This window comes from Vineibacter terrae (assembly GCF_008039615.1).
In the GTDB taxonomy this organism is placed as follows: Bacteria; Pseudomonadota; Alphaproteobacteria; order Reyranellales; family Reyranellaceae; genus Vineibacter; species Vineibacter terrae.
Genome location: NZ_VDUZ01000027.1, coordinates 14357 through 37379, shown reverse-complemented (window position 1 = coordinate 37379; position 23023 = coordinate 14357). Strand labels below are relative to the sequence as shown.

Here is a 23023-nt window from a genome sequence, read left to right as displayed (position 1 = left end):
GGAGAAAAGCCATGGCGGCGCCGACCGTCAATGCGCAGATCACCGACGCCGTCACTCAGACCAACGTCAAGGTCCTGGGTGAGGCGCCCGCCGAGGCGCTGGCCGCAGCGTCGCAGGCGATGGCCCATGCCATGGGCCTGGCGATGGAGAACGCGACCCAGACGCAAGGCGGCATGCAGCAGATCAACAATACCGCAACGGGTGCGATGATCGCCCTGATCACCCAGGCGGGGGGTGCGTAGGTGGGCACGGAGATGGCCACGCTTCTCACGACCACGCCCACCTCGCGTGTCGGGCAAGGTGCAGCTGGCCAGGCCGGGTACCTGAGCGACAGATGGCGGAGGCGCTGATATGGCATACCCGACCCTCGTCAACAGCCGGATCACCGACGCGGTCACGCAGCAGAACGTCTCGGTCCTGGCGTCCGCCCCGGCCATCGCCATGGGGACGATCTACCAGAGCGCGGCCCATTCCATCGGCGTGCTGTACCAGAATGCGACTTTGGCGCAGCAGCAGGGCGCCATCTGCGGTCAGGCGGCGACCAACCAGGGTGTGATCCAGATCTACGCCGTGAACACGATGGCAAGCGCCGTCGCCGCCAGCAAGCTGGCCCGGTCGAGCAAGGCCAACGAGCTGCTCACGCTGCTGGTGCTGGCTCGGCTGCTGAGGTGAAGCGTGAGGTGCGGAATCGGCGCGACATGGGCACGGCAGAAATGCCAAGGAGCATGCAGCCATGGCTGACCACACACCCGTAAACTCGCAAATCACGGATGCCGTGACGCAATCCAACGTCAAGGTGCTGGGTGAGGCGCCGGCTCAATCCATGGCGCTCATCTACCAGACCATGGCACACTCGATCTCCCTGGCCATGGAAAACGCACAGCAGGCCCAAGGCGGCCTGCAGCAGATCGGCAACGCCGTGACGTCGAGCGCGATAACGATGATCATGAATGCAGCCAAGCAGTTCGAGAAGGGCTGACCGCGCCCACGCCTGCGTGACGATGCCTCTCCACAAGGATCCGAGCTGAAGGGTGATCAACATGACCGATGAGCCCGCCGGAGGAACCAACGCCAGCAACGGCGACGCGACACCGCCCGCCGGCGATCCGCCGCCCTCCTCCTTGCAGGTCAACAGCCAGATCATCGATGCCGTCAGAAAATCCACCGCCTTCGCCTTCGGGCTCGAGAACAAGCTGCAGGCGCCGGTGGACGGCAGCGGCACCCGGCTGTCGAGCGGCGCGGCGATCGCCTATGAAAAGGCCGCCCAGGCCGCGGCGATCGCGATACAGGACGCCGTCGACTATCAACGCAATGTCCTCTCCATCAGCAATGTCGCCCAGGGCAAGGCCCTGGCCACGATGTTCGCCGACGAATCGAAGATACCGCAATGCGCGATCATCCTGGCGCTGGCGCTGGCAAGCTCGCTGGCAGCGGCCATCACGGTTGGCGAGATCGGCACGCAGGTGAACAAGATGATTGACGGCTTCCCGCGCTCCTGACCGACCCGGGATGGCCGACGGCCGAGCGCCTATCCCTGCAGCCGCCGCCTCAGCCAGTCGCGCGCCATTTGCCGGCGCTTGCGGATCACTTCCTTTGTCACGTTCAGATTGCCTGCGATCTCGGCGTCGGGCCGGTTGTCGAGATAGAGCCGCAGCGGTTCAGCCAGCGACCGTGGCAGCTCGTCGAGAGCCCGCTGCAGCTGCGTTGCGAACTGCAGCGCCGACAGCAGCTCCTCCGGCGACCGGTCGGGCTGTGGCGCGACGGCCGGAAACAGATAATCCCCGTCATGCGCCGCGTCCTTGACGATGCGATTCTGCCTCTGATAGCCGCGATGGCGATCCATGCAGGCATTGTGGACCAGGCGCAGCAACCAGGCTCTTTGATTGCGCACCACTGTCGTTCGAAATGCGGCCGCCGCCTTCAGCATCGCATCGCTCAGCGCATCCTCGGCATCCGCGGCGTTGCCGCTGGAGAACCGCAGGCTGCAGCGAAGCAGATAGTCCCGGTTCGACATCCAGATCTGCCAGAACTGCACATCCGAAAAGGCCGGTGGCGGATCCGGCTCGAGCTGCTCTGGCGCGCTTGGGCAACGCTCCGGCCGGGATTGGAGTCCCTTGGGAAACCGTGCAACGCCGTGGTCCAGCGCACGCGCCAGCACCTGCGCCGGGGTCGTCGACACGGAGGATGAGCCGTTGAATCGCCTGCCGGGCTCGATGGCCCGGGCCAGCACATCGGCCGGCGACAGCACCCGCCGAGCTCTTTTCCTCCGCTTGCCCGGCTTGGCCGGCTGCGAGCCTGCTTCCTCCGGTTCCTCTCCGGGCTCGGGCTCGCCGCGATCGCTCCTGGAGGCGAGGAGGCCGTCGCGGCCGTTTGACAGCGCGCACCTCGATCCGGGCGCATAATGTCGAGCAGCTTCGCCGTGGCTTGAGGGCCTGGCTGCGGGTCGTGGAAATAGCGGTACGACCTTCACAACCGCAGCGTACAGGAGCACCTGGTCGACAGACGGCTGCTCCAATCGAGACCACCGCAAGTGCCGCCGGCGCGACAGCAACGAAATCGACTAAAACAGCTCACCTCCATCTCCCATGAACGATCGGCTGGAAGGCTGTCGCGGTCTTGATCGATCGAACGCCCTCCAGGCGCTTTATGAACTTTGTGATATAATTGGTATGACGGATGTCATTGAAGGTTGTGAACGCTCTCTTACCAAAAGTTGTGCGACCATCCGCAGGGCGAACACACGAGGCCGCCGCGATTTCATCGCCCCGGCAGGATGGAGCGGCTCACTCGGGCTGAGGGACCTTGAGGTTGGATGCCGCGTTGGATGGCACGTCGGCGGACGCCTCCGGCACGCGGCTGTCGTGAGGCGGCGTCAGCAGGATCAGAAGCTGTCGGCCGACCTCCTCGGCAATCAGCACCTTCAGGTCGGCGATGATCTGCGCCGCCACGATGGCGCGCTGATCCATGCCCGCCGGCGCGGCGGCGCGCCCGTCACCGGGAAGAATCCCCCGCAGGCTCGGAGGCACCTGCGCCATGCGCGTCCGCACGGCCTGGATCGGTGCGAGCGCCGCCGTGCGCTGATCCGCGACCGCCTTCAGGATCGCCTCGCGTTGCGAGTCGAACGACGACAGGACCCGCGCGCGTTGGCTCTCCGCGGCATCGAACAGATGCACGCGGCGTTCGGGCGGCGGTGATGCCGGCGCCTGCTCCGCGGACGGCCCCGACGAGGTGCCCGGCGGGCTCGGCGGCGGCGCGCCCGATTGCGTCGTCATCGCCCGCTGCCCTCGCCTCCGGATGCCGGCGGCCCTGGATCGGCCGGGTCGGATCCGGCCTTGCCGACTGGCGCGCAGATCCCGTCGACGCGCGCGCGCAGCACCTTGATCATGTCAGTGGTCAGCGCCTGGACGGCATCGTTCAGCGCCGTCGGCGTCTGGTTGGTCTTCATGATCGTTTCGATGTTCTGGCTGAGCGCATCGAAGACCGACGCAAACAGCTTGCCGACGGCCTGGCTGGCCTGCGAGACGATCGGCCCGCCGGACATGATCTGCTGTGCCAGCTCCTCGGGGGTGGGCTTGCTGTCGCTCATCGGGAGGCTCCTTCGCCGGTCGATCGGTAGCGGTCAGCGGCGCATCCGATGCCGGCCCTGCGCCGCCGATGAGCCGCTATTTTCGGGCCCTTCCACCGGCGGGAGCAGCCGGCTCCGCCGGGGTGCTCTGGTCCTCGATCTCCTGGAGGATCCGGCGCACGATCGCCCTCGCCTGCTGATGGATCGTGTCGAGGAAGGCACGCCGTGGCGAATCCGGTGGCAGGTCGACCATCATGCGCTCGCTCAAGGTGACCGGCGCCTGGGCGGCCACGAGCAGTTCTCCCATCGTCGGCGGCTCGGGCGGCATGACCGCGCCGGCCTCGCGCTCGACCGCCAGCGCTTCGCGCTCGACGGCAAAAGCCTCGCGTTCCTCGGCAAGGACCTGCGGGCTGACGCCGCGCGCGTCGATGATCTTCACGTCATGCTGGGTGGTCTTGCTGCTGGCGTCTGCATCCATGGCTGCTGTCTCCTCTCCGTCAGCCGGCGGATTGCGGCAGGGTGTGCCGATCTCAGCGCCGGAGTCCTGCACTGCGATGAAGCGAGCCGAACCGGCCCACGGCGCGATGCCACGACCGCAGGCGGCGCCGGCGCCACGCGGCGAGGATGGCGCAGCTGACCGCCAGCGACAGCGGATCGGGGCGACGCATGCGCACGGCCCTGCAGCGCGCCGCTGTGGCTGCCTCAGGGGACTGCCGAGAGGTCGAGCTGGGCATAGCGAATACCCTTCAAGCCATCGGTCCCGAAATCGAAAAAGGCGATATGGAACACCTTGCCGGTGCCTGCTGCCGCCAGGACCGTGGGATAGGCGATCCATGTGCCGGCCGGTGGATAGCCGCTTGGCCAGGCAACCGGCGTCGTTTGCCCGCTGATCGAATTGCACGCCAGCAGCTGCGGACCGCGATTGGTCGCGGCCAGGACCAGGATCAGGTCGGACCGGATGTCCGCGTCGAAGGCATATGTGACGCCAGGACCAAAGAGCGTCCCTGGCCTTGCCGTGGCCCGGCCGGTGGCAAGATTGATCAGCGACAACGTCCCGAGGAAGTCGCCTGCCGGTGATGGCGGCCCGGCACTGCCGGACTTGGCGAGCAACGCCGCGCCCTGCAGGTGGCCGTTCGGTGGCGTGGTGGCGATCGCCAGGCCGGCCGTGGCGTCCGCGAGCTTCACGAATGGATCGCCTTTGTGCCCGACATCCGCCGGCGCGAGCGGCGCGCCGCTCATGACCACCAAGGCGGCGCCGTTGGCGATCGCGGTCACCATCCGTCCGGGCGCCGCATCACCACGCACAAAGCGTGAGAAGCGATAGTCGTTGAAATCGCTATAGGTCGCGCGCACCACGACCCTCCCTTGGTCGATCGATCCTATGACCAGGGCATTGACCGCCCCTCCGAAGTCTTCGATCGCGAGGGCCAGTTCGCCATCGGCAGCCGCCGCGAGGTCGAAGGACGCAGAGGTCGCAAGGTGCTGCGGCACCACGATGTCCGGCAGTTGCGGGCCAGAGACCGTGATGGGTGTCAGCGTTGTCTGGAAGGGATAGGCGGCGCTCCCGGCCATCGCCGGGGCAACCTTGCCGCAATAGATCGCAACGCTGTCCGCGACGGCGACGAGGCGGATCGGAGCGACGTTCGATGCGGGCAGTGGCGGATCTTTCCAGACGGTGAACGTCATCGTGAGCTCCCTGGCCACCTGTCAGTTCAGGAACACGCCAGCAACCTGATCGTACAGCCTCACCAAGGGGCCTGCCGGCGGCGGCACGCCTGCCGGCGCGAAGCCGGCGCTGTTGGGCGGCACGGGCGGCGCATAGGTCCTGAGCCCACCCACGGCAGCGGCGGTCCAGCCTGCCCACGCCCCATGCGGGCCGCTGCCATAGGACGGGTCGTAGAGGATCCCGGTCGCGGTGTCGCGAACGATGAAATGGTTGCCGAAGGACGGGGGCGGATTGGCGTTGTTCTGGCCAACCAATCCGGGTCCCCACGTCGCGTTGCCGGCATTCAGGGGGCCACCGGGGGCATAGGCGTGCGTGTAGGCATTGCCGGCGGCGGCGGGAGGCGCATGGAAGGTCCAGTTGCGGACAAGGAACTCGTTCGCGATCGGCGAGACGGTCCACGTGTTGGGCACGACGATAACGTTGTTGAGGGTGGCAATGCCGTGAAGGGCGCCCATGCAGATGAAAGCCTCCGCCCAGGCCCGGCAGGTGCCGCTGTCCTGGACGTTGGCCAGCATCGTCTGCAGATCCTGGCCGGCGCCGATGACCGGATTCCAATAGGTCAACGGCGCCCCCGGCAGTGGACGTTTGCGCCGAACGCTGTTGTTGGCGCCGTTGCCGGCGTTGAGCGCAGCGAACGCATCAAAGATGTGACCGACGACCGGGCCAGCGGCGTTATCGCCATTGGCCTGCCGGCAGGAGATGGCGAGCAACGTGAAGTACGGAACGGACGGTGCCGCCGGAACCACCGCCTGCATCGTGTAGGGGACCGGATTGCCGAGGGTCACGTAGAGCATGTGCGACGTGATGTCGAATAGGATCCAATTGCCGCCTGCCACTTGCATCTCCCAGAACATGAACATCGGGTCGGCGTGGACCACCTCGTTCGGGAGCAGCACGTTCGCTGCGATGGTGCCAAGGGCCATGGTCGGCGGCGGTGCGGCGGCAACGGCGTTGCCGGGCCAGCTCCACGCCATCGGGTAGAGCGGGTTGTTGTGGCGCGGCACGAACGCGGTGGCGCGGATGGTGACGTTCACCGGTACGTTGGGCGGCGTCACGATGCCGATCACCGCCGATTCGTTGACATTGGTGTTGCGCGTGTAGGTCAAGGGCGACTGCAGGTCGTGCACGATGCCCGCAACCCAGTCCTGGTTGAAGGCGACGCCGACATTGGCGGGATCGTCATCCACGATCTGCCGGCCGCCCGGCCCGTCGAAAGTGATCTGATTCACCGCCAGCTGCAGTCCGCTTGGCGGCCATAGCTGTGGCGCGCGAATGTCCAGCGTCAGTTGCTGAAGCGGCGCCTGGCCGACCCGCGCGCCGACCTGGATGACCCGAGGGACGTTCAAAGCGATGCGCCGATCGGCCAAGGTCGGCCCGGCGCCGCTGGTATTCTGCCATGCCAGGTGTGCCCACGCCTGGGGCGTGTTCGGCGCGGTCTGGGCGGTCACGAGCATCGCGAGGGCGGCCGGCAGATTGAACAAGCCGGCGACGGCATAGCTATGCCAGCTTCCGCCGCCGTCATCAAAGGCATAGCCGGAGAAGTCGATGCTGGTGATGGTGGGCTGAACCAGCACGTTGATCGTGAGGCTGCGCAGCGTGACACCCTGACGCTGCACGCGGACCGAATAGGCCGTCGGCATGCCCGGATTGTCGATCGGCGAGCGATTGATCTGAATCTGCTGTCCGGGGGGTGCTCCCGTGCTCCAGCTCACGGCCTGGTAGGCAAGCGGAATGTCCGGGAAGGTCGTGGCCCTGATCGTGTAGGTCCCTGCCGGATGGTAGTCGACCTCGTAGTGCCCGCCTCCCAGATTGTAGATGCCCGGACCGGCCACGACGTCCAGCTGGCTCAGCCGCGGCAGGACATAGAGAATGAAATCCCACCATGGATTGACGGCGGCGCGCACGCGAACCGGATCCTCGGCGCCTGCAAGGCGATCGCGCGGGACGACGCGGCAGTTCCGTCGGCCTTCCGGATCGGGAGAGCCGCCGGTCCATTGCAGGTGCTCATGGGCCTCCGCGGTGTCCGGCGTGGTGGTGATGGCGATGCGGATCGGCGCCTCGTCCTCGCTGTACTCGGCCACCCAGACGCCGCCGCTTGGCCCCACGTCCGGACTGCGTTCGGCGTTGGCGACCTGGAAGCGCTCCAGCAGCGGCCGGATGATCAGACTCATGCCCCGGCTGCTTGTCCCGATTGCCGCGGAAACCGCAATCGGATGCCCGAACCTGGAGACCTGGCCGAGAGGAACGACCCGGCTGTCGGCGCGCCCCGACGGGTCGGGCTCGCCACCCTCCCACGCGATGCTCGCTGCCGCGTTCTTCGGCTCGACAATGGCGCGGATGGTGACGACGGCGCCGGGGTGATAGTTCGCCGCGTAAAGATTCTTGGCGTCGTCGACGCTCTGCGCGTTCTCCACCTCCAGTCCCACCACCCGCGGGACGACGGGCCGTGCGCCTCCTGGCAGATTCTGCAAGGCAATACGATAGAGATCGTCCGAGGCGCGGCTGCGCTTGGCGATCTGCTGCACCAATTTCGGATAGACCGTATCGAGCGCGCCGGGTGCCTGGGTGCCGTAGTAGTTCCTCAGGATGAAAGCAGACCATCCGTCTTGTGGTGCCGGAATCGGTCCAATCTGGACCAGTGCTTGCGAGAGCCGGACGACCTGCGCATCCGAATAGACTCCGTCGACCAGCCGGGATGGCTCGTCGAGGTTCGCTTCGACCTGGCCGGCGAGCGCGTCGAGGCCTTCCGGCGTGGCGCGGACATAGTAGACGGTCAAAGGCGTGTACTTTGGGTCCTGCAGCTTTTCGATCTTGGGCTCCGACAGGCTGTACCGATCCCTGATGTCCGGATCTGCCAGGTCGATTCCCGTGCGCTCGCGAAAAAGTGTGCATGCGACGCTTTCGGCGCTCGCCGACGCAGAAGCCGCGCCTTCCACCAGGGTCCACTGGCCGGCATGCTTGGGGATCTGGCCGCGGATCTTCTTGCTGCGCACCCGCGTCTGAATCAGTTGCACCTTGGTGAGAAGAACCCGAGGCGCGACATCAGCCAGGGCGTACGGAACGACCAGGTATCTGACTTCCATCGCAGCGTCCTTGATGCGGGAAACTTCCGCTTTAGGACGCACGGCGATCAACGCTGTGAAGGCCTGCGCGTGCGATTGCCGGTCACGCCGTCGCGAGCCGCGCGAAGCAGCGCAAGCGCACGACATGACAAAGCGGCAGGCAGCTGTCCATCCGGCGACAGCCCTTCCGACAGGCACGCGTGGATCTGCCGCGCCGGGAACTTTCCGCCACCGGCAAGTTCCGCGCGCCGGTTGTCCCGACGCGCCGTCGAGCCCTTCACGACCGCGCGTCGAGCGCCTGCAGCATCTGCGCACGCAGCCATCGATTGGCCGGATCCTCCTCGGCATGCCGATGCCAATAAAGGAATGTATCGAACGTCGGCATCTTCAGCGGGAACGGCAGGATCTGCACCGGTGCGAGCCGCACGAGGATGCGCGCCAGCGGTTCGGTCATCGTGCACAGCAGGTCGGTCTCGCCCACCACGCGCGCTGCCGCGAAATAGTGCTGGCAGCGCAGCCTTACGTGCCGATGCTGTCCCCGACGACTCAGCTCATGGTCTTCCACGGGCTGCCCGCGCCGGCGCGAGCTGACCACGATGTGCTCCTGCGCCAGGTAGGTCTTGAGGTCGAGCTTGCCGCGCAGCCTTGGATGGCCCTTGCGGGCCAGCACCGCCAGCGGCTGGGCCGGGATCCGAGCGCGATGCACGACATCCGGCAGCGGCAGCAGCACGTCGACCGCGACGTCGACGGTGCCCGCCGCCAGCTCCACCTCCAGCCCGCGCCGGCTGTTCTTGACGACGGCAATGTCGACGAACGGCGCCTGCCGCGTGATGCTCCGCATCAGGGCCGGCAGCACCACCGATTCGAGCACGTCGCGCATGCCGATCGTGAATCGCATCCGGGCCGTGGCCGGGTCGAAGCCGCTGACCTGCGTGAGGGTCGCCTTGAGGCCCTGCAGCGACTGGCGCACGGGGCCGATCATCTGCCGCGCCACGGGGGTGGGTATGATCGACTGGCCCTGGCGCACGAACAGCGGATCGTTGACGGCGTGGCGCAGGCGGCCCAGCGCATGGCTGATCGCCGGCTGGGTCAGGTTGAGGCGGCGGCCGGCCTGGGTGACGCCGCCCTCGGCATAGATCGCTTCGAACACCACCAGCAGGTTGAGGTCGATCCGTGATGGATGCATCGGATTCATCTCCGGGCATTCGATCAATTCATTATTTTTATGCTAGTCGCCTTCCTATGATCCGACAACCACGCTCGCTTGAAAGGATCAGTCATGGATTTCCGGCCCTCCGACCGCGTCGCCGACCTGCAGGGCAGGATCGAGCGCTTCATGACGGAGCACATCTACCCTAGCGAAGAGGCGCTGTTCCGCGACGCCTTCAGCCAGCCCGACGATTTCCGGCAGTGGCGGCCGCTGGCGCTGCTCGAGGACCTGAAGGCGCAGGCGCGCCGGCAAGGCCTCTGGAATTTATTTCTGCCGGAAAGCGCCAGCGGCGCCGGGCTCACGAACCTCGAATACGCGCCGCTGGCCGAGATCATGGGGCGCTCGTGGTGGGCGCCCGAAGTGTTCAACTGCGACGCGCCCAACACCGGCAACATGGAGGTGCTGGAGCGCTACGGCACCGAGGCACAGAAGCAGCAGTGGCTGGAGCCCCTGCTCGACGGCCGCATCCGGTCGGCCTTCGCCATGACCGAGCCGGCGGTGGCGTCCTCGGACGCCACCAACATCGCGACCGAAATCCGCCGCGACGGCACGGACTACGTCATCAACGGCCGGAAGTGGTGGACCTCGGGGGCCGGCGATCCGCGCTGCAAGCTGCTGATCACGATGGGTGTCAGCAACCGGGACGCGACCGCCCGCCACGGCCGGCAGTCGATGATCCTGGTGCCCGCCGACGCACCCGGCGTACGCATCCGTCGCTACCTGCCGATCCTGGGCGTCAGCGATGCGCCGCACGGGCACATGGAGACGATCTTTGACAACGTGCGCGTGCCCGCCGAGAACATGCTGCTGGGTGAAGGCCGCGGCTTCGAGATCGCGCAGGGCCGCCTGGGCCCCGGCCGCATCCATCATTGCATGCGCATGATCGGCATCGCCGAGCGCGCGCTGGAACGCGTCTGCCGGCGCCTCGGCAACCGGGTGGCGTTCGGGCGCCCGATCGCGGAGCAATCGGTCTGGCGCCAGCGCATCGCCCGGGCGCGGTGTGATCTCGAGCAGGCCCGGCTGCTGACCTTGAAGGCGGCATGGATGATGGACACCGCGGGCAACCGTGTCGCCAAGGCCGAGATCGCGATGATCAAGATCGTGGCGCCGCGCGTGGCCAGCGAGATCATCGACATGGCGATCCAGGCCTTCGGCGGCGGCGGCTTTGCCGACACGGTGATGACCATGGCCTACGTCTATGCCCGCACCACGCGCGTCGCGGACGGCCCCGACGAGGTGCATGCCGACCAGCTGGCGCGGTTCGAGCTGGCACGTCACGCCGGGCGCGACCCGGCCCACACCGGCGGCACCCCCGCCGTGATGGTGGCCCAGGGCAAGGACTACGAGCGGTCCTTCCCGATGGCCGCGGAATGACCTTCTACGCAGGCGCAGGGCGATCGCATGTGGGTTTTCGACTACCTTCCCCCGCTCGCGGGGGAAGGTGGCGCGAAGCGCCGGATGGGGGATGCTTCAACGCAAATGGTGTATCCCATCGAGCACCCGCGTCGTTGCAACGCCCCCCATCCCCGACGTTTCGACGCTTCGCGTCGAAACGTCGTATTCGGGCACCTTCCCCCACAAGCGGGGGAAGGTAGAGGACATCGTTGAAATCACGACACCGCCGGCTTGCCCCGATCGATCGCGTCGCTGACGCCATTCTCCTCTCCCGACCGCAGGCGCGTGTCGGCGAGCTCGCCGGCAGCCTCGAGGATCGGATAGGCCACGGAGGCGAGATGGCCGTTGATGCGCTTGAGGTCGCGCACGACGTCCATGTGGACCGAGCTGGTCTCGATCGATTCGGGCCGCCCCTCGCGCAGGCGCGCGAAATGGCTTTCGGCGGCGCGATGCTCGGCCTCGCGCAACGCCGTCTTGCCGGCCATCAGGCGGCGCGCCAGCGCCAGATCGCGGGTGGCGAAGACGTTGAAGGCGAGCCTGAGGTTGTCCAGCACCAGGCCGTGGAAGGCGCGCAGCTCGGCCATGCCCTCGCTGGAGAACGTCCAGCGGTTCTTGATCTTCTTGGCCGCCAGCTCCATCAGGTTCTTGTCGATGATGTCGCCGACATGCTCCAGGTTGGTGACGAAGGTCAGGATCTCGGCCGCGCGGCTGCTTTCCTCCATCGACAGCTCGGCGCGCGAGGTGCCGATCAGGTACAGCTTGATCGCCTCGTACAGCCGGTCGACCGCATCGTCGGCGCGCTCCACCTCCTTCATCATCCGTGCGTCGTCGCGCTCGAAGACGTCGATGCTCTGGCGCAGCATGACCTCGATGTGATCGCCCAGGCGCAATGTCTCGCGCATGGCGCAGGCCAGCGCTTCGCCCGGCGTGTCGAGCGCGTGCGGATCGAGGTAGCGCGGCAGGCCGGGATCGGCGGCAACCGGCGCGTCGGGCAGCAGGCGCATGCAGGCCCATGACACGACCCCGATCAGCGGCAAACCGACGATCGACGCGGCGATGTTGAACACCAGGTGGAAATTCACGATGAGGCGCGCCGGCGACGGCTCCACCATCGCCAGCAGCGGCACCAGGAGCGGCGTCACGAACAGCACGGCCAGCGCCGACAGGAAACGCATGGCGAGATTTCCCAGCGCGACGCGTCGCGCCGCCGGCTGGCCGCCGGCCTGATCGATATAGGGGCCCACCGCGCCGCCGACATTGGCGCCCAGCACCATGGCCAGGGCCACCGGCAAGGCGATCACCCCGGCAGCGGCCAGCGACATCACCAGCAGGATCATCGACAGGCTGGAATGGACCAGCCAGGTCACCGCCGCCGCGATCAGGAATGCCAGGACCGGCTGGTCGTGCAGCGCCCCCAGCACCGACAGGAACACTGGCGACTGCTGGATCGGGGCGATGGCGGCGCCGAGAAGCTGCAGCGACAGCAGCATCAGCCCCAGGCCGATCGCGATGCGGCCCAGATGCCTCACACGATCGCCGCTGCCCGCCATGAAGGCGAAGACACCGACCGCGAGCGCCGCTGAGGCCAGCCAGTAGACGTCGAACGAGAACACCTGCGCCGTCACCGCGGTGCCGACATTGGCGCCCAGCATCACCGCCAGCGCCACCGGCAGCGCCACCAGCCCGCGGCCGGCGAACGACGACAGCAGCAGCGCCGTGGCCGTGCTGCTCTGCAACAGGCCGGTGATGAACACGCCGGCGCCGAATGCCGTGAACCGGTTGCGCGAGCAGGCCGTGAGCGCGCGCCGCAGCACGGCGCCGAAGGCGCGCGTCATGCCGGTGCGCACCATGCGCACGCCCCACAGCAGCAGCGCCACGGCGCCGACGAACTCGACAATCAGATGGAAGCCACTCATCGCTAGCCCGGATTTCTCAAAGGTCAACGCGTGAAGCTGACGTTGTGCGCCCAGTGCGGGCAGGAAGCAGACGTCGACTGGCGGCCTGGGCCGGCGGCTGACAGATGCCGGCCACAGAACACGTACAGCGGCATGTAGCAGTGGCAGTCATAGTAGCCGTGGAAGAAGCGCCCCTCCAGCTCGCCGTCATGTATATTCTGACGGCAGCGAGGTCGTGATCGCAAGCCTGGCAGCACGAGAGCGACAGATGGTCGGAATGGTCGAGATGGGCATGCGTGCGCACGACGGCGTGGATGCCCGCCGGATCGATCGGAAAACGTCCCAGTTTCGCAGCCGAAGCTGCTTGAAGCCCTGGAACAGACCACAATCGATCAGGATACGACGGCCCTGCGCCCCGACGAGATGCTTGGAGCCGGTAACGGTCCCGACTCCCCCAAGGAAGGAAATATGAGTCACATTGGCTTCGTGGTCGTCTCCGCAGGTGTCATAGCGATTTCCTCATCCCCACCGGCTCACAAGAAAATTGTACAGCGGTGCGAACACCAGGGCGACGTACCAGCCGTATCCGAAGCTCTCTGCCAGCCCGAGAAGGAAGCTCGGCCAACTCAGGAGATTGAAGCCCGGCAAGAAGAGCGCCAGCACGGCATGATTCAGAACAGCCTGTGGGAAAAGCAGATAGAACAGCACGCAGCCGACATAGGAGATGACGAGGAACAGACCCAGGGCGATGCCGAGCGGCACGACGGGGATTAGGAGAGCGCCGGCGCCGGCCGGCGCCATGCCGGAGCGGTCCCCGGCCGCGCGCGGTTCAGTGGTGCGAGCCATGTTGTTGCTCCATCGCTTCGAATGGCGGGTCGGGTACTGCCAGACTTCGCTTCCGTCACGCATAGGCCGTCGGCAGCCAGCGGATCAATGGTGTAGTCCCTGCTGATGTGCCACAGGCTGCGGTGGCGCATTTCGTGCCTTCACGTAGGCACCCGGAGACGCCTCGAACTTGTCGCGGCAGTCGGCTGAGCAGAAGTAATGAATGTTGCCGTCGTAGACTGTGGCCTTTGCCTTGGCCGTCTCCACGGTCATTCCGCACACTGGATCGGTATCCTTCTCCGGCGGTGTCCAGCGGAGGTTACTCGCCGGGGAGGTCCCGGTTCGTTGCGCGTCGAGCGTCCGTGGCCGTGACCATGACCTGCTACATGCGCGCCGCAGCCAAATCGCATCATGAGGAAGATCACAACGCCCCAAAGCAGGAAGTAGAGAAGAGACTCCATGGGCGGCTCCTCCGATGAACCCTCGTTGCTCCAACCTGGCCGCCAGCATCCACGCCGATTGTCCTGTCCGCATCGCCCTCTGAAGAGGAGTACTGTGCGGGTCAGAAGGTCATGCTGGCTTCGCTGCGATCCAGAATCCCACGAGCCCGCGCCACGATGACCTCCGCGCGACGGCCGAGAAGCCGGCGGCACGCAGCAGGTCGATCGTCCGCCCTTCAAGATGCATCGCCATGTAGGGATGGCGCAGGCACAGACGCGCAAGGAACCGGGGCAGAAGGCCGACGGGCTGGTCCAGATCAACAACAACCAGGCGGCCGCCGGGCCGAAGCACCCGGCGGATTTCGCGCAAGCCGGCTTCCTTCAGGTCAGGCGGCAGGCAATGCAGCACAAAGCTGAGAAAGACAACGTCAAAACTCGAAGCCTCGAAGGCAAGTTCCTCCACCACGCCGAGACTGAAGCGAACTGGGTTCACACCTGCCTGCTTGCTCTGTTGCGCCATTCGGACCATATCGGGCGCCACGTCAATGCCGCAGCAGCTTCCTGTGACACCAACCATGTCAGCGGCTCGACGCGCGAGCACACCCGTGCCACAGCCAACATCCAGGACATGCTCACCAGGCCGCAGCGCCGCGAGCTGAAGGGTGAGGTCGCGAAAGCGCTTGTTGACGCCGACGGCGCGACACACGACATCATACCAAGGCGCGAGCCAGTCGAGCGACACTCCCCGGGTCTGCGGCACGGGGCCCAGGGGCACCGGCAGCGGCCGGCGACCTAGGGCATAGATCCATAGGGCGACAACTGGACATGCTAGGGCAATCGCCATGACGACGATCGACCACAGCGACACATCCAGCCACAGCGCGACACCGGCGATGAAGGCCAATGCAACGGCAGCGCACAGCCATGCCAACACATGGCGCGTGGTGCTGGGATGGTCAGCCGCGGTCGCGGTCATGAGACGGCCAACCGCACGCGCTTGAGCAACGCCGAGTTGGTGATTACCGACAGCGAGCTCAGCGCCATCGCAGCGGCGGCGATGATCGGGTTCAGCAGACCCAGCGCTGCGACCGGGATGCCAATACCATTATAGACGAAGGCCCAGAACAGATTCTGCTTGATCTTGCGCAGGGTCGCGCGCGACAGGCGGATCGCCAGCACCACCTCGCGCACATCGTCCTTGATCAGAATGATGCCGCCGGTCTCCTTGGCGACATCCGAGCCCGAGCCAATGGCGATGCCGATGTCCGCTGTGGCCAGCGCCGGCGCATCGTTTACGCCGTCTCCCACCATCGCCACGATACGGCCCTGTTCCTGGAACTGCCGAATGACCTTGGCCTTGTCGCCGGGCAGCACCTCAGCCGTAATGTGGTCGATGCCAAGTTCTCGGCCGATGGCGTTGGCTGTGCGCTCGTTGTCACCCGTCAGCATCACGACGTCTATTCCCTCGCTGCGCAATGCCGCGATCGCCTCCTTCGACTCCGGCTTCAGCGTGTCGGCGACCGCGATGATGCCGATCGCCTCGGCGCCGGCTCCCAACAACATCGCTGTCTTGCCTTCGCGCTCGAGCCGAATCATCGTTTCTTCAGCCCCCGCTGTATCGATGCCCTCGCGCCGGAACAGGCGGCGGTTGCCTAGCAGCACGCGTGTTCCCTCGACAGTGCCGACGATGCCGTGACCGGCGATGGCCTCAAAGCCGGTCACCGGCGGTAAGGCCAGATCGCGGTGGCGCGCACCGCGGACGATCGCCTCACCCAACGGATGCTCCGAGCCCACCTCGACCGCTGCGGCCAGCCGCAGGACCTCAGCGTCACTTACCGGTCCCAGCGATACGACATCGGTGACGTTCGGTTCGCCACGTGTCAGGGTCCCGGTCTTGTCGAACACCACGACGTTGAGCTTGCGCGCGCGTTCCAGCACCTCGGCGCCACGGATAAGAATGCCGGCCTCGGCGCCCTTGCCGACACCGACCATCAGTGCTGCCGGCGTCGCGATTCCCAGCGCGCAGGGGCAAGAGATGATCAGCACGGCGATGAAGGCGAGCAGCGCCTGCGGGAAATTGCCGGCGACCCACCAGCCGGCGAAAGCCAGGACTGCGACGCCGATCACCGCCGGTACGAAATAGCGCGTCACCTCGTCGGCCAAACGCTGGACCTGGGCCGTGCTGGCCTGTGCTTCCTCCACCAGCTTGATGATCTGGGACAGGGCGGTGTCCTTGCCGACTCGTGTGGCGCGGCAACGCAGTAGGCCGCTGCGGTTCAGTGTGCCGCCGATCACGCGTGCGCCGGGCGCCTTGCCGACCGGCATGGACTCGCCGGTCAGCATCGACTCATCGACAGATGACTCACCCTCGAGCACCTCGCCGTCCGTGGGGATGCGTTCGCCGGGCCGCACCACGACAATCTCGCCCGCCATGACCGCTTCGGCGGGAATCTCGGTCTCGCTGCCATCGCGCAGGACGTGGGCCACCGCCGGCCGCAGATCCATCAGCTTGCGTACCGCCGCCGACGAGCGCTTCTTGATGATCTCCTCCATGTAGCGGCCGAGGAGCACAAAGGCGATGATGACGGCAGAGACTTCGAAATAGACGTCGCGCTCATCGATCTTTACCGGGAGCAGGCCGGGCGCAAACACCACGGCGACGCTATAGAGATAGGCGACGGTCGTCCCGAGCGCGATCAGGAAGTCCATGTTGATCGTGCGCGTGCCGATCGCGGTCCAGGCGCCCTTGTAGAAGCCCCAGCCACCGATGAACTGCACGGGCGTTACCAGGATGAACAGCCAGACGCCCCAGGTGAACCATGGCAGTGCCGGGATCGGCACCCAGGTCACAATCGTGGCGCCGGCGGCCAGCGCAATGAAGGCGCCGGCGCGCAGGATCGCCAGCGCCAGCACGCCGGTGAGCGCGATCGTGACCCGCGTGCGCATCGACTTCAGCTCGCGTTCGGGATCGTCGAAGGTGCTCTTGCAGGCGGGGCTGCAGAAATAGAACGTACGGCCGCTACGCTGCGACGTTAGCGCCGTCGTCTTGTCGACCATCATGCCGCAGACGGGATCCTTGGCCATGTCGCGACCAAGGGCGCTTGTCGCCGCGGCCATGTGGTGGTGGACCATCGTCATATCCCTGTGTCTCTCGGCGCGCCTGGACCAGGAAACTCCGGCCAGATCCTCATAGCCGGTTCGCGTGACAACGGCCTTGACCTGAATCAACAGCACCGTAGGCACGCAAGGCCAGCCCCCTCGTCCCGCACGCAGAATCCCGCTTGAGCCGGCCCGGGGATGATCCATGTCAAGCTGCGCTCGGGCCGTTGGGCGTATTTTTGTAGCGCCTTCGTTTCCGCTCCGAGGGGGCGCCATCGCGTTCAAGCCTGACCTGAGGCGGCGCATGGGAGGTCATGATGAACCATGAAGAGCACGCGCGGCGTCCGTTCCTGAAATCCCCATTCGGGGTTGTCTTGATCGGGTTCCTGGTCGTGGGCGCTTTTCTCATGCTCGCTGAGCACCGGGCACACATCTTCACAGGCAACTGGTTCATCTGGTTGCTGCCCCTCGGATGTCTCGTCATGCACTTGTTCCACGGTCATGGCGGTCACGGCGGTGGCTCGAGGGACCACGATCACGGCGGCCCGCACCACAAGGATGGCCGAGGAGACGTCGCATGACCCACAACGATGCGCCGGCCTACGGGCTGTGGACCTTGGTGGCGATCAATTCGGCTGTCTTCCTGCTGTTCGCATTCAGCTTCTTCAAGCCGCAGACAGGGCGCGACTGGCGCTCGTTCGGCGCCTTCAGCGCCTTCGTGGTGGCGTTGTTCGCCGAAATGTACGGCTTCCCGCTCACCATCTATTTCCTGTCGGGATGGCTGCAGAGCCGCTACCCGGGGGTGGACTGGTTCTCGCATGACGCCGGTCATCTGCCCGAGATGCTGTTCGGCTGGAAGACCAATCCGCACTTCGGCCCCTTCCATGTGCTGAGCTTCATCTTCATCGGCGGCGGCTTTTGGCTGATCGCCGCCGCGTGGCGCATGCTCTATGAAGCGCAGAAGCGGCAGCAGCTGGCGACGAGCGGCGCCTATGCACATGTCCGTCATCCGCAGTATGTCGGCTTCGTGCTGGTGATGTTCGGATTCCTGCTGCAATGGCCGACCCTGCTGACCCTGGCGATGTTCCCGGTCCTGGTGGTGATGTACGCGTTCCTGGCGCGACAGGAGGAGCGTGAGGCCGTGCGGCAATTCGGTGATGACTACCGCCGGTACATGGATCGGGTGCCTGCTTTCATCCCCCGCATCAGCAGCTTGTTCTCGGGCCGGGGGAATCTGACCGAACGACAGTGACGAAAGGGCCAATCTTGGGAGCAATCGGCGGGAGGGGTCCGTGATCCGAGCTGTCGGCGTGGAAGTCGCGCGGTCCGCATCGCTTCGGGTGATCGCGCGTCCGCCGCCGCAATGTATCCTGAGCGGCGCCATGATCGCCCCCGTGCCTCTGTCCGTGGCGCCAGGCCCATGACCGACCAGAAGATTTTCTCGGCGCAAGGCTTGACGAAGGTCTACACCGCGGGCGAGGTGCAGGTGCACGCGCTGCGCGGGCTGGATCTCGACGTCTACGCGGGTGAGGTGGTTGTTCTGCTGGGGCCGTCGGGAAGCGGCAAGTCGACGCTGCTCAACATCATGGGCGGCCTCGATCATGCGAGCGGCGGCCGACTGTTCTTCAAGGATCTTGAGCTCACGGCGCTCGATGATCGAGCGCTCACCGCGTATCGCCGGCAGCATGTCGGGTTTGTCTTCCAGTTCTACAACCTCGTGCCCAGCCTCACGGCCTACGAGAACGTCGCCCTGGTGACGGAGATCGCCGAGCGCCCCATGCGCCCTGACGAGGCACTGGCGCTCGTCGGCCTGGAGGCGCGGATGGACCATTTTCCGGCCCAGCTCTCCGGTGGCGAGCAACAGAGGGTGGCCATCGCGCGCGCCATCGCCAAGCGACCGGAAGTGCTGCTCTGTGACGAGCCGACCGGCGCCCTGGATTCCAGGACGGGTGTGCGGGTGATCGAGGCACTGACGGGCATCAACACTCAGCTGGGCACGACGACGCTCATCATCACCCACAATGCCACCATCCGGGACGTCGCCGACCGGGTGCTCTACTTCGCCGACGGGCGGATTTCGCGGATCCAAAAGAACGAAACCCGCCGCGCCGCGGCCGAACTCGCGTGGTGATGCCGTGCGGGCCCTCGACATCAAGCTCTTCCGCGACCTGCGGCGCCTGTGGGCCCAGGCGCTCGCCATCGCTCTCGTGATCGCCGGTGGCGTGGCCACGCTCGTGCTGGCGGTCGGCTCGCACCGCTCCCTCGACGAGACGCGCATCGCCTACTACGAGCGCTACCGGTTTGCCGACGTCTTTGCCGTGCTGCGGCGGGCGCCCATGACCCTTGTCGATCGCATCGCGGAGATCCCCGGCGTCGCGACCGTGGATGCCCGGATCGCGAAACTCGCCTTGCTCGACCTGGCGGACTTTCGCGAGCCTGCCACCGGGCAGCTCATCTCGTTGCCGCAGAGCGGACAACCGGCGCTGAACCGGCTGCACCTCCGGGTGGGTCGCCTGCCCGAGCCCGGCCGAACCGACGAGGTCGTCGTCAACGACAGCTTTGCCCAGGCGCATGGGCTCACCCCCGGCGCCCGCTTCTCGGCGATCCTGAACGGTCGCAAGCGCGAGCTGGTGGTCGTCGGCACCGCGCTCTCCCCCGAATTCATCTACGCGCGCGGGCCGGGCGATATCATGCCTGACGACCGCCGGTTCGGCATCGTCTGGATGCCCGAAAAGGCCCTGGCCAGCGCCTACGATCTCGATGGCGCCTTTTCGTCGGTCAATCTCAAGCTCCTGCCGGGCGCGTCCGAACGCGAGGTGACTCAGCGTCTCGACGCACTCCTCGAGCGGTATGGCGGACGCGCCGCATACGGGCGAAGGGACCAGGGCTCGCACGCTTTCCTCGACCACGAGCTCGACATGCTCAGCAACATGAGCCGGACGCTGCCGCCGATCTTCCTGCTGGTGGCGGCATTCCTGGTCAACCTGACGCTCAGCCGGCTCGTTGCGCTCGAACGCGAGCAGGTCGGCCTGCTCAAGGCGCTCGGCTACCGCAATCACACGATCGCCCTGCACTACGTGAAGCTCGTGGTCATCATCGCGGTGGTCGGCATCGTGATCGGCAGTGTCGCCGGGACATGGCTCGGCATGTACGTGACCAGGCTGTTCGGCGACTATTTCCGGTTCCCGTTCCTCGTCTTCATCAAAACTCCGGATCTCTATGTTGCGGCCGCAGCCGTCAGCGTGGTTGCCGCCGTCGTCGGCGGCCTGCGCGCGGCGCGCGACGTTGTCATGCTGCCGCCGGCGGTCGCGATGCAGCCACTGGCGCCGCCGCGCTTCCGCCGCCTGCTGCCAGCGCGCTTCGCCATCGAGAGGGTCGTCTCGCAACCGACCATGATGATGCTGCGCAACATCACGCGCCATTCGTTGCGGACGGGGTTCACGACGCTGGGCATGGCGCTGGCGACGGCGATCCTGGTCGTGTCGCTGTTCACCAGCGGCACCATGGAGCACCTGATCGATGTGACGTATTTCATGGCCGACCGACAGGATGTCCGGATCGTCTTCACCGAGAAGCGCCCACGGGATGTCGTCAATCAGGTCGCAAGATTGCCCGGTGTTCTGACGGTCGAGCCGTTGCGCGAGGTTTCCGCCCGCATTCGCAACGGGAGCGTCGAACGGCGGTTCATGATCACCGGCCGGCCGCGTGATGCCGATCTCAGCCGGATCATCGACGTCGACCTGCGCCCGGTCACGCTGCCCGAGAGCGGGCTGGCGATCTCGGACATGCTGGCCCAGATCCTGGGTGTGCAGGTCGGCGATATTGTCGAGGTCGACCTCCTGGAGGACGAGCACAGGACAGCAACCCTGCCTGTCACAGCGCGCATCGAGGATTATTTCGGCATCAAGGGGATGATGGATGCCGAGGCGCTGTCGCGGCTGATGCGCGAGGCGCCTGCCGTCAACAACATCAACATCAGTGTCGACCCAAACGACCTCGACCTTCTCTACGAGGCCATCAAGCGCATGCCGACCGTCGCCGGGATGGCGCTGCAACGCGCGTCGCTGGCGAACTTCCGCCACACGCTGGCCGTGTTCGTGACGGCGATGGGCGGCATCTACACCGGCCTGGCCGCCATCATCGCTTTCGGGGTGGTCTACAACAGCGCCCGGATCTCGCTGTCAGAGCGTGCGCGGGAACTGGCGAGCCTGCGGGTCCTCGGTTTCACCCGGGGCGAAGTGCTGCGCATCCTGCTCCTCGAGCTGGCGCTGTTGACCCTGCTGGCGCAGCCCCCGGGATGGGTGATCGGCTATGGCCTGGCCTGGATCATGAGGACGAACCTGGCTGGCGAGCTGATGCGCGTGCGTCTGATTGTCGACAATGCCACCTACGTTGTTGCCAGCCTGATCGTGCTCGCCGCGGCCATGGCCTCGGCTTTCGCCGTGCGCCAACGCGTTGGGCGCCTGGACCTTGTCGCCGTACTCAAGACCCGGGATTGAGCCATGCGCGGAATCTGGCTGAAGAGGGCTGCAGGCCTGCCGATCCTGGGCGCAGCCGTCGCCGGCGGGGTCTGGTTCGCCTGGCCGCCGCCGGTTCCGGTGGACATCGCGACGGCGAAGCTCGGCCCCATGGAAGTGACCGTCGACGACGAGGCCAAGACTCGCGTGCGCCATATCTACACCGTCTCAGCGCCGGTCGTCGGAAAGGTCCTGCGAACGCCGCGCCACGTCGGCGATCCGGTCACGGCGGATGAAACGATCGTCGCCATCATGCAGCCGACGGCACCCAGCTTCATCGATGTTCGTTCGCGCGGCGAACTCGAGTCGGCGGTTGCCGCCGCAGAGGCCGCCGTCAAGCTCGCGGGAGCCGAGATACGGCGTTCCGAGGCTGCTCTCGAATTCTCGCTAGGCGAGCTTCGCCGGGCCCAGGCGCTCGCCCGCACCGACACGATCGCCGCCAAGGCGCTCGACAAGGCCAAGCTCGATGTCCAGACCAATGAAGCCGCCCTGGCAAGCGCCAAGGCCCAGCTCGACGTAAGGCGGAGCGAACGCGCCGCCATCGCTGCCCGCCTGATTGACCCGTCAAGCCCAGGTTCCTCGCCAGGTCCGACCTGTTGCATCCAGATCCGCGCGCCCGTGACGGGCCGCGTTCTCCGGATCATCCAGGAAAGCGAAGCGTCGGTGCCGGCGGGAGCGCCCCTGATCGAGATTGGCGACCCCGTCGATCTCGAGATCGCGGCCGAGTTGCTGTCAACCGAGGCGGTCCTGATCCCGGCCGGCGCCAGCGTACGGATCGACGGCTGGGGCGGGCCGGCCCTTCGGGGCCGTGTGGCGCGGGTCGATCCCGCTGGCTTTACCAAGGTGTCGGCACTCGGCATTGAGGAGCAGCGGGTGCGCACCGTCATCGATTTCGTCGATCCGTCAGACGCCTGGGCGCGGCTTGGACACGAATACCGCGTGCTGGTGCATGTCACGATCTGGAGTGCCGACAATGCACTTTCGGTCCCGGTGAGTGCGCTGTTCCGCAAGGAAGAGAGCTGGGCGGTTTTCGCGGTCGTTGAGGGTCGCGCGCGGACGACCTTCGTCCAGGTCGGCCGGCGAAACAACAGGATGGCGGAGATCCTCGCAGGTCTCTCGGCGGGTGAAAACGTTGTGCTGCATCCCAGCGACAGAATCAGGGAGGGCGTACGTGTAGCGAGGCGCGAAGAGCAATGAGTGCGGCGAAGGGCCCGGCCAACCCGATCGCACGGTCCGTCGCTCCCAGCAGCAGGCCGCCACGTCCGAGCTGATCATCCCGCCGTCAAACG

The 23023-nt window shown here is 66.3% G+C and carries 22 protein-coding genes; 10 read left to right on the top strand and 12 right to left on the bottom strand.

All coding sequences use genetic code 11. The annotated features are described in order from the left end of the window. The first annotated feature begins 11 nt into the window (after positions 1 to 11). From FHP25_RS22245 to FHP25_RS22230, 4 genes are all read left to right on the top strand, one after another. Entirely contained in the window at positions 12 to 242 is a 231-nt protein-coding gene (locus FHP25_RS22245) for a RebB family R body protein (RefSeq protein WP_147849164.1), read from the top strand. A 109-nt stretch (positions 243 to 351) separates the two neighbouring features. After that, positions 352 to 672 (top strand): RebB family R body protein, encoded by a 321-nt coding sequence (locus FHP25_RS22240; protein ID WP_147849163.1) that lies wholly within the window; start codon positions 352 to 354, stop codon positions 670 to 672. A 61-nt stretch (positions 673 to 733) separates the two neighbouring features. Beyond that, the gene (locus FHP25_RS22235) at positions 734 to 979 is read left to right on the top strand and encodes a RebB family R body protein (RefSeq protein ID WP_147849162.1); all 246 of its coding nucleotides are present in this window, start codon (positions 734 to 736) and stop codon (positions 977 to 979) included. A 61-nt stretch (positions 980 to 1040) separates the two neighbouring features. Continuing rightward, a complete protein-coding gene (locus tag FHP25_RS22230) occupies positions 1041 to 1499 on the top strand; it encodes a hypothetical protein (RefSeq protein WP_147849161.1) in 459 nt (152 codons plus the stop codon). Positions 1500 to 1528: 29 nt separating this feature from the next. Here the strand turns inward: FHP25_RS22230 and FHP25_RS22225 are convergent, their stop codons facing one another. The 7 genes from FHP25_RS22225 to FHP25_RS22195 form a co-directional block, all read right to left on the bottom strand. Beyond that, complete coding sequence (locus FHP25_RS22225) at positions 1529 to 2515, bottom strand: RNA polymerase sigma factor (RefSeq protein WP_147849160.1); 987 nt, start codon at positions 2513 to 2515, stop codon at positions 1529 to 1531. A 268-nt stretch (positions 2516 to 2783) separates the two neighbouring features. Further along, positions 2784 to 3272, bottom strand: coding sequence for a hypothetical protein (locus tag FHP25_RS22220; protein ID WP_147849159.1), 489 nt, complete (start codon positions 3270 to 3272; stop codon positions 2784 to 2786). Beyond that, positions 3269 to 3586: a hypothetical protein gene (locus FHP25_RS22215; protein WP_147849158.1), complete on the bottom strand. Its 318-nt coding sequence runs from the start codon at positions 3584 to 3586 to the stop codon at positions 3269 to 3271. The genes FHP25_RS22220 and FHP25_RS22215 overlap by 4 nt, the downstream gene beginning before the upstream one ends. A gap of 76 nt (positions 3587 to 3662) precedes the next feature. Then, positions 3663 to 4043 (bottom strand): hypothetical protein, encoded by a 381-nt coding sequence (locus FHP25_RS22210; RefSeq protein WP_147849157.1) that lies wholly within the window; start codon positions 4041 to 4043, stop codon positions 3663 to 3665. A 224-nt stretch (positions 4044 to 4267) separates the two neighbouring features. After that, positions 4268 to 5251, bottom strand: coding sequence for a hypothetical protein (locus FHP25_RS22205; protein WP_147849156.1), 984 nt, complete (start codon positions 5249 to 5251; stop codon positions 4268 to 4270). A gap of 21 nt (positions 5252 to 5272) precedes the next feature. Continuing rightward, positions 5273 to 8374: a hypothetical protein gene (locus tag FHP25_RS22200; RefSeq protein ID WP_178133696.1), complete on the bottom strand. Its 3102-nt coding sequence runs from the start codon at positions 8372 to 8374 to the stop codon at positions 5273 to 5275. Positions 8375 to 8630: 256 nt separating this feature from the next. After that, positions 8631 to 9539 (bottom strand): LysR family transcriptional regulator, encoded by a 909-nt coding sequence (locus FHP25_RS22195; protein WP_147849154.1) that lies wholly within the window; start codon positions 9537 to 9539, stop codon positions 8631 to 8633. A gap of 93 nt (positions 9540 to 9632) precedes the next feature. Here FHP25_RS22195 and FHP25_RS22190 point away from each other — a divergent pair, with 93 nt between their 5' ends. Beyond that, the gene (locus tag FHP25_RS22190) at positions 9633 to 10937 is read left to right on the top strand and encodes an acyl-CoA dehydrogenase family protein (protein ID WP_147849153.1); all 1305 of its coding nucleotides are present in this window, start codon (positions 9633 to 9635) and stop codon (positions 10935 to 10937) included. Between the two features lie 236 nt (positions 10938 to 11173). Here the strand turns inward: FHP25_RS22190 and FHP25_RS22185 are convergent, their stop codons facing one another. The 5 genes from FHP25_RS22185 to FHP25_RS22155 form a co-directional block, all read right to left on the bottom strand. Next, entirely contained in the window at positions 11174 to 12874 is a 1701-nt protein-coding gene (locus FHP25_RS22185; protein ID WP_147849152.1) for a Na/Pi cotransporter family protein, read from the bottom strand. Positions 12875 to 13372: 498 nt separating this feature from the next. Beyond that, positions 13373 to 13699 carry a DUF5676 family membrane protein gene (locus tag FHP25_RS22170; RefSeq protein WP_231712427.1) on the bottom strand — a complete coding sequence of 109 codons (327 nt, stop codon included), beginning with the start codon at positions 13697 to 13699 and terminating at the stop codon, positions 13373 to 13375. Positions 13700 to 13783: 84 nt separating this feature from the next. Beyond that, positions 13784 to 13951, bottom strand: coding sequence for a YHS domain-containing protein (locus FHP25_RS42655; RefSeq protein WP_218578514.1), 168 nt, complete (start codon positions 13949 to 13951; stop codon positions 13784 to 13786). Between the two features lie 297 nt (positions 13952 to 14248). Then, positions 14249 to 15094: a methyltransferase domain-containing protein gene (locus FHP25_RS22160; RefSeq protein ID WP_147849149.1), complete on the bottom strand. Its 846-nt coding sequence runs from the start codon at positions 15092 to 15094 to the stop codon at positions 14249 to 14251. Next, positions 15091 to 17361, bottom strand: coding sequence for a heavy metal translocating P-type ATPase (locus FHP25_RS22155; protein ID WP_218578513.1), 2271 nt, complete (start codon positions 17359 to 17361; stop codon positions 15091 to 15093). Before FHP25_RS22155 ends, FHP25_RS22160 begins: the two co-directional genes overlap by 4 nt. A gap of 287 nt (positions 17362 to 17648) precedes the next feature. Here FHP25_RS22155 and FHP25_RS41945 point away from each other — a divergent pair, with 287 nt between their 5' ends. The 5 genes from FHP25_RS41945 to FHP25_RS22130 all read left to right on the top strand — a co-directional run bounded on the left by FHP25_RS41945 (position 17649) and on the right by FHP25_RS22130 (position 22931). Further along, complete coding sequence (locus FHP25_RS41945; protein WP_231712433.1) at positions 17649 to 17798, top strand: hypothetical protein; 150 nt, start codon at positions 17649 to 17651, stop codon at positions 17796 to 17798. Then, positions 17795 to 18469: a methyltransferase family protein gene (locus FHP25_RS22145; protein WP_147849146.1), complete on the top strand. Its 675-nt coding sequence runs from the start codon at positions 17795 to 17797 to the stop codon at positions 18467 to 18469. The genes FHP25_RS41945 and FHP25_RS22145 overlap by 4 nt, the downstream gene beginning before the upstream one ends. A 168-nt stretch (positions 18470 to 18637) precedes the next feature. Further along, a complete protein-coding gene (locus tag FHP25_RS22140; protein WP_147849145.1) occupies positions 18638 to 19348 on the top strand; it encodes an ABC transporter ATP-binding protein in 711 nt (236 codons plus the stop codon). Between the two features lie 4 nt (positions 19349 to 19352). After that, the gene (locus tag FHP25_RS22135) at positions 19353 to 21716 is read left to right on the top strand and encodes an ABC transporter permease (RefSeq protein WP_147849144.1); all 2364 of its coding nucleotides are present in this window, start codon (positions 19353 to 19355) and stop codon (positions 21714 to 21716) included. Positions 21717 to 21719: 3 nt separating this feature from the next. Continuing rightward, complete coding sequence (locus FHP25_RS22130; protein WP_147849143.1) at positions 21720 to 22931, top strand: efflux RND transporter periplasmic adaptor subunit; 1212 nt, start codon at positions 21720 to 21722, stop codon at positions 22929 to 22931. Positions 22932 to 23023: the final 92 nt, after the last annotated feature.

What these genes read in the sequence shown, in the direction of transcription:
- FHP25_RS22170 (WP_231712427.1), bottom strand. Translation starts at nt 13,699, where the DNA reads ATGGCTCGCACCACTGAACCGCGCGCGGCCGGGGACCGCTCCGGCATG.
- FHP25_RS22195 (WP_147849154.1), bottom strand. Translation starts at nt 9,539, where the DNA reads ATGCATCCATCACGGATCGACCTCAACCTGCTGGTGGTGTTCGAAGCG.
- FHP25_RS42655 (WP_218578514.1), bottom strand. Translation starts at nt 13,951, where the DNA reads ATGACCGTGGAGACGGCCAAGGCAAAGGCCACAGTCTACGACGGCAAC.
- FHP25_RS22200 (WP_178133696.1), bottom strand. Translation starts at nt 8,374, where the DNA reads ATGGAAGTCAGATACCTGGTCGTTCCGTACGCCCTGGCTGATGTCGCG.
- FHP25_RS22160 (WP_147849149.1), bottom strand. Translation starts at nt 15,094, where the DNA reads ATGACCGCGACCGCGGCTGACCATCCCAGCACCACGCGCCATGTGTTG.
- FHP25_RS22235 (WP_147849162.1), top strand. Translation starts at nt 734, where the DNA reads ATGGCTGACCACACACCCGTAAACTCGCAAATCACGGATGCCGTGACG.
- FHP25_RS22220 (WP_147849159.1), bottom strand. Translation starts at nt 3,272, where the DNA reads ATGACGACGCAATCGGGCGCGCCGCCGCCGAGCCCGCCGGGCACCTCG.
- FHP25_RS22245 (WP_147849164.1), top strand. Translation starts at nt 12, where the DNA reads ATGGCGGCGCCGACCGTCAATGCGCAGATCACCGACGCCGTCACTCAG.
- FHP25_RS22210 (WP_147849157.1), bottom strand. Translation starts at nt 4,043, where the DNA reads ATGGATGCAGACGCCAGCAGCAAGACCACCCAGCATGACGTGAAGATC.
- FHP25_RS22185 (WP_147849152.1), bottom strand. Translation starts at nt 12,874, where the DNA reads ATGAGTGGCTTCCATCTGATTGTCGAGTTCGTCGGCGCCGTGGCGCTG.
- FHP25_RS22240 (WP_147849163.1), top strand. Translation starts at nt 352, where the DNA reads ATGGCATACCCGACCCTCGTCAACAGCCGGATCACCGACGCGGTCACG.
- FHP25_RS22130 (WP_147849143.1), top strand. Translation starts at nt 21,720, where the DNA reads ATGCGCGGAATCTGGCTGAAGAGGGCTGCAGGCCTGCCGATCCTGGGC.
- FHP25_RS22145 (WP_147849146.1), top strand. Translation starts at nt 17,795, where the DNA reads ATGACCCACAACGATGCGCCGGCCTACGGGCTGTGGACCTTGGTGGCG.
- FHP25_RS22205 (WP_147849156.1), bottom strand. Translation starts at nt 5,251, where the DNA reads ATGACGTTCACCGTCTGGAAAGATCCGCCACTGCCCGCATCGAACGTC.
- FHP25_RS22215 (WP_147849158.1), bottom strand. Translation starts at nt 3,586, where the DNA reads ATGAGCGACAGCAAGCCCACCCCCGAGGAGCTGGCACAGCAGATCATG.
- FHP25_RS22230 (WP_147849161.1), top strand. Translation starts at nt 1,041, where the DNA reads ATGACCGATGAGCCCGCCGGAGGAACCAACGCCAGCAACGGCGACGCG.
- FHP25_RS22140 (WP_147849145.1), top strand. Translation starts at nt 18,638, where the DNA reads ATGACCGACCAGAAGATTTTCTCGGCGCAAGGCTTGACGAAGGTCTAC.
- FHP25_RS22190 (WP_147849153.1), top strand. Translation starts at nt 9,633, where the DNA reads ATGGATTTCCGGCCCTCCGACCGCGTCGCCGACCTGCAGGGCAGGATC.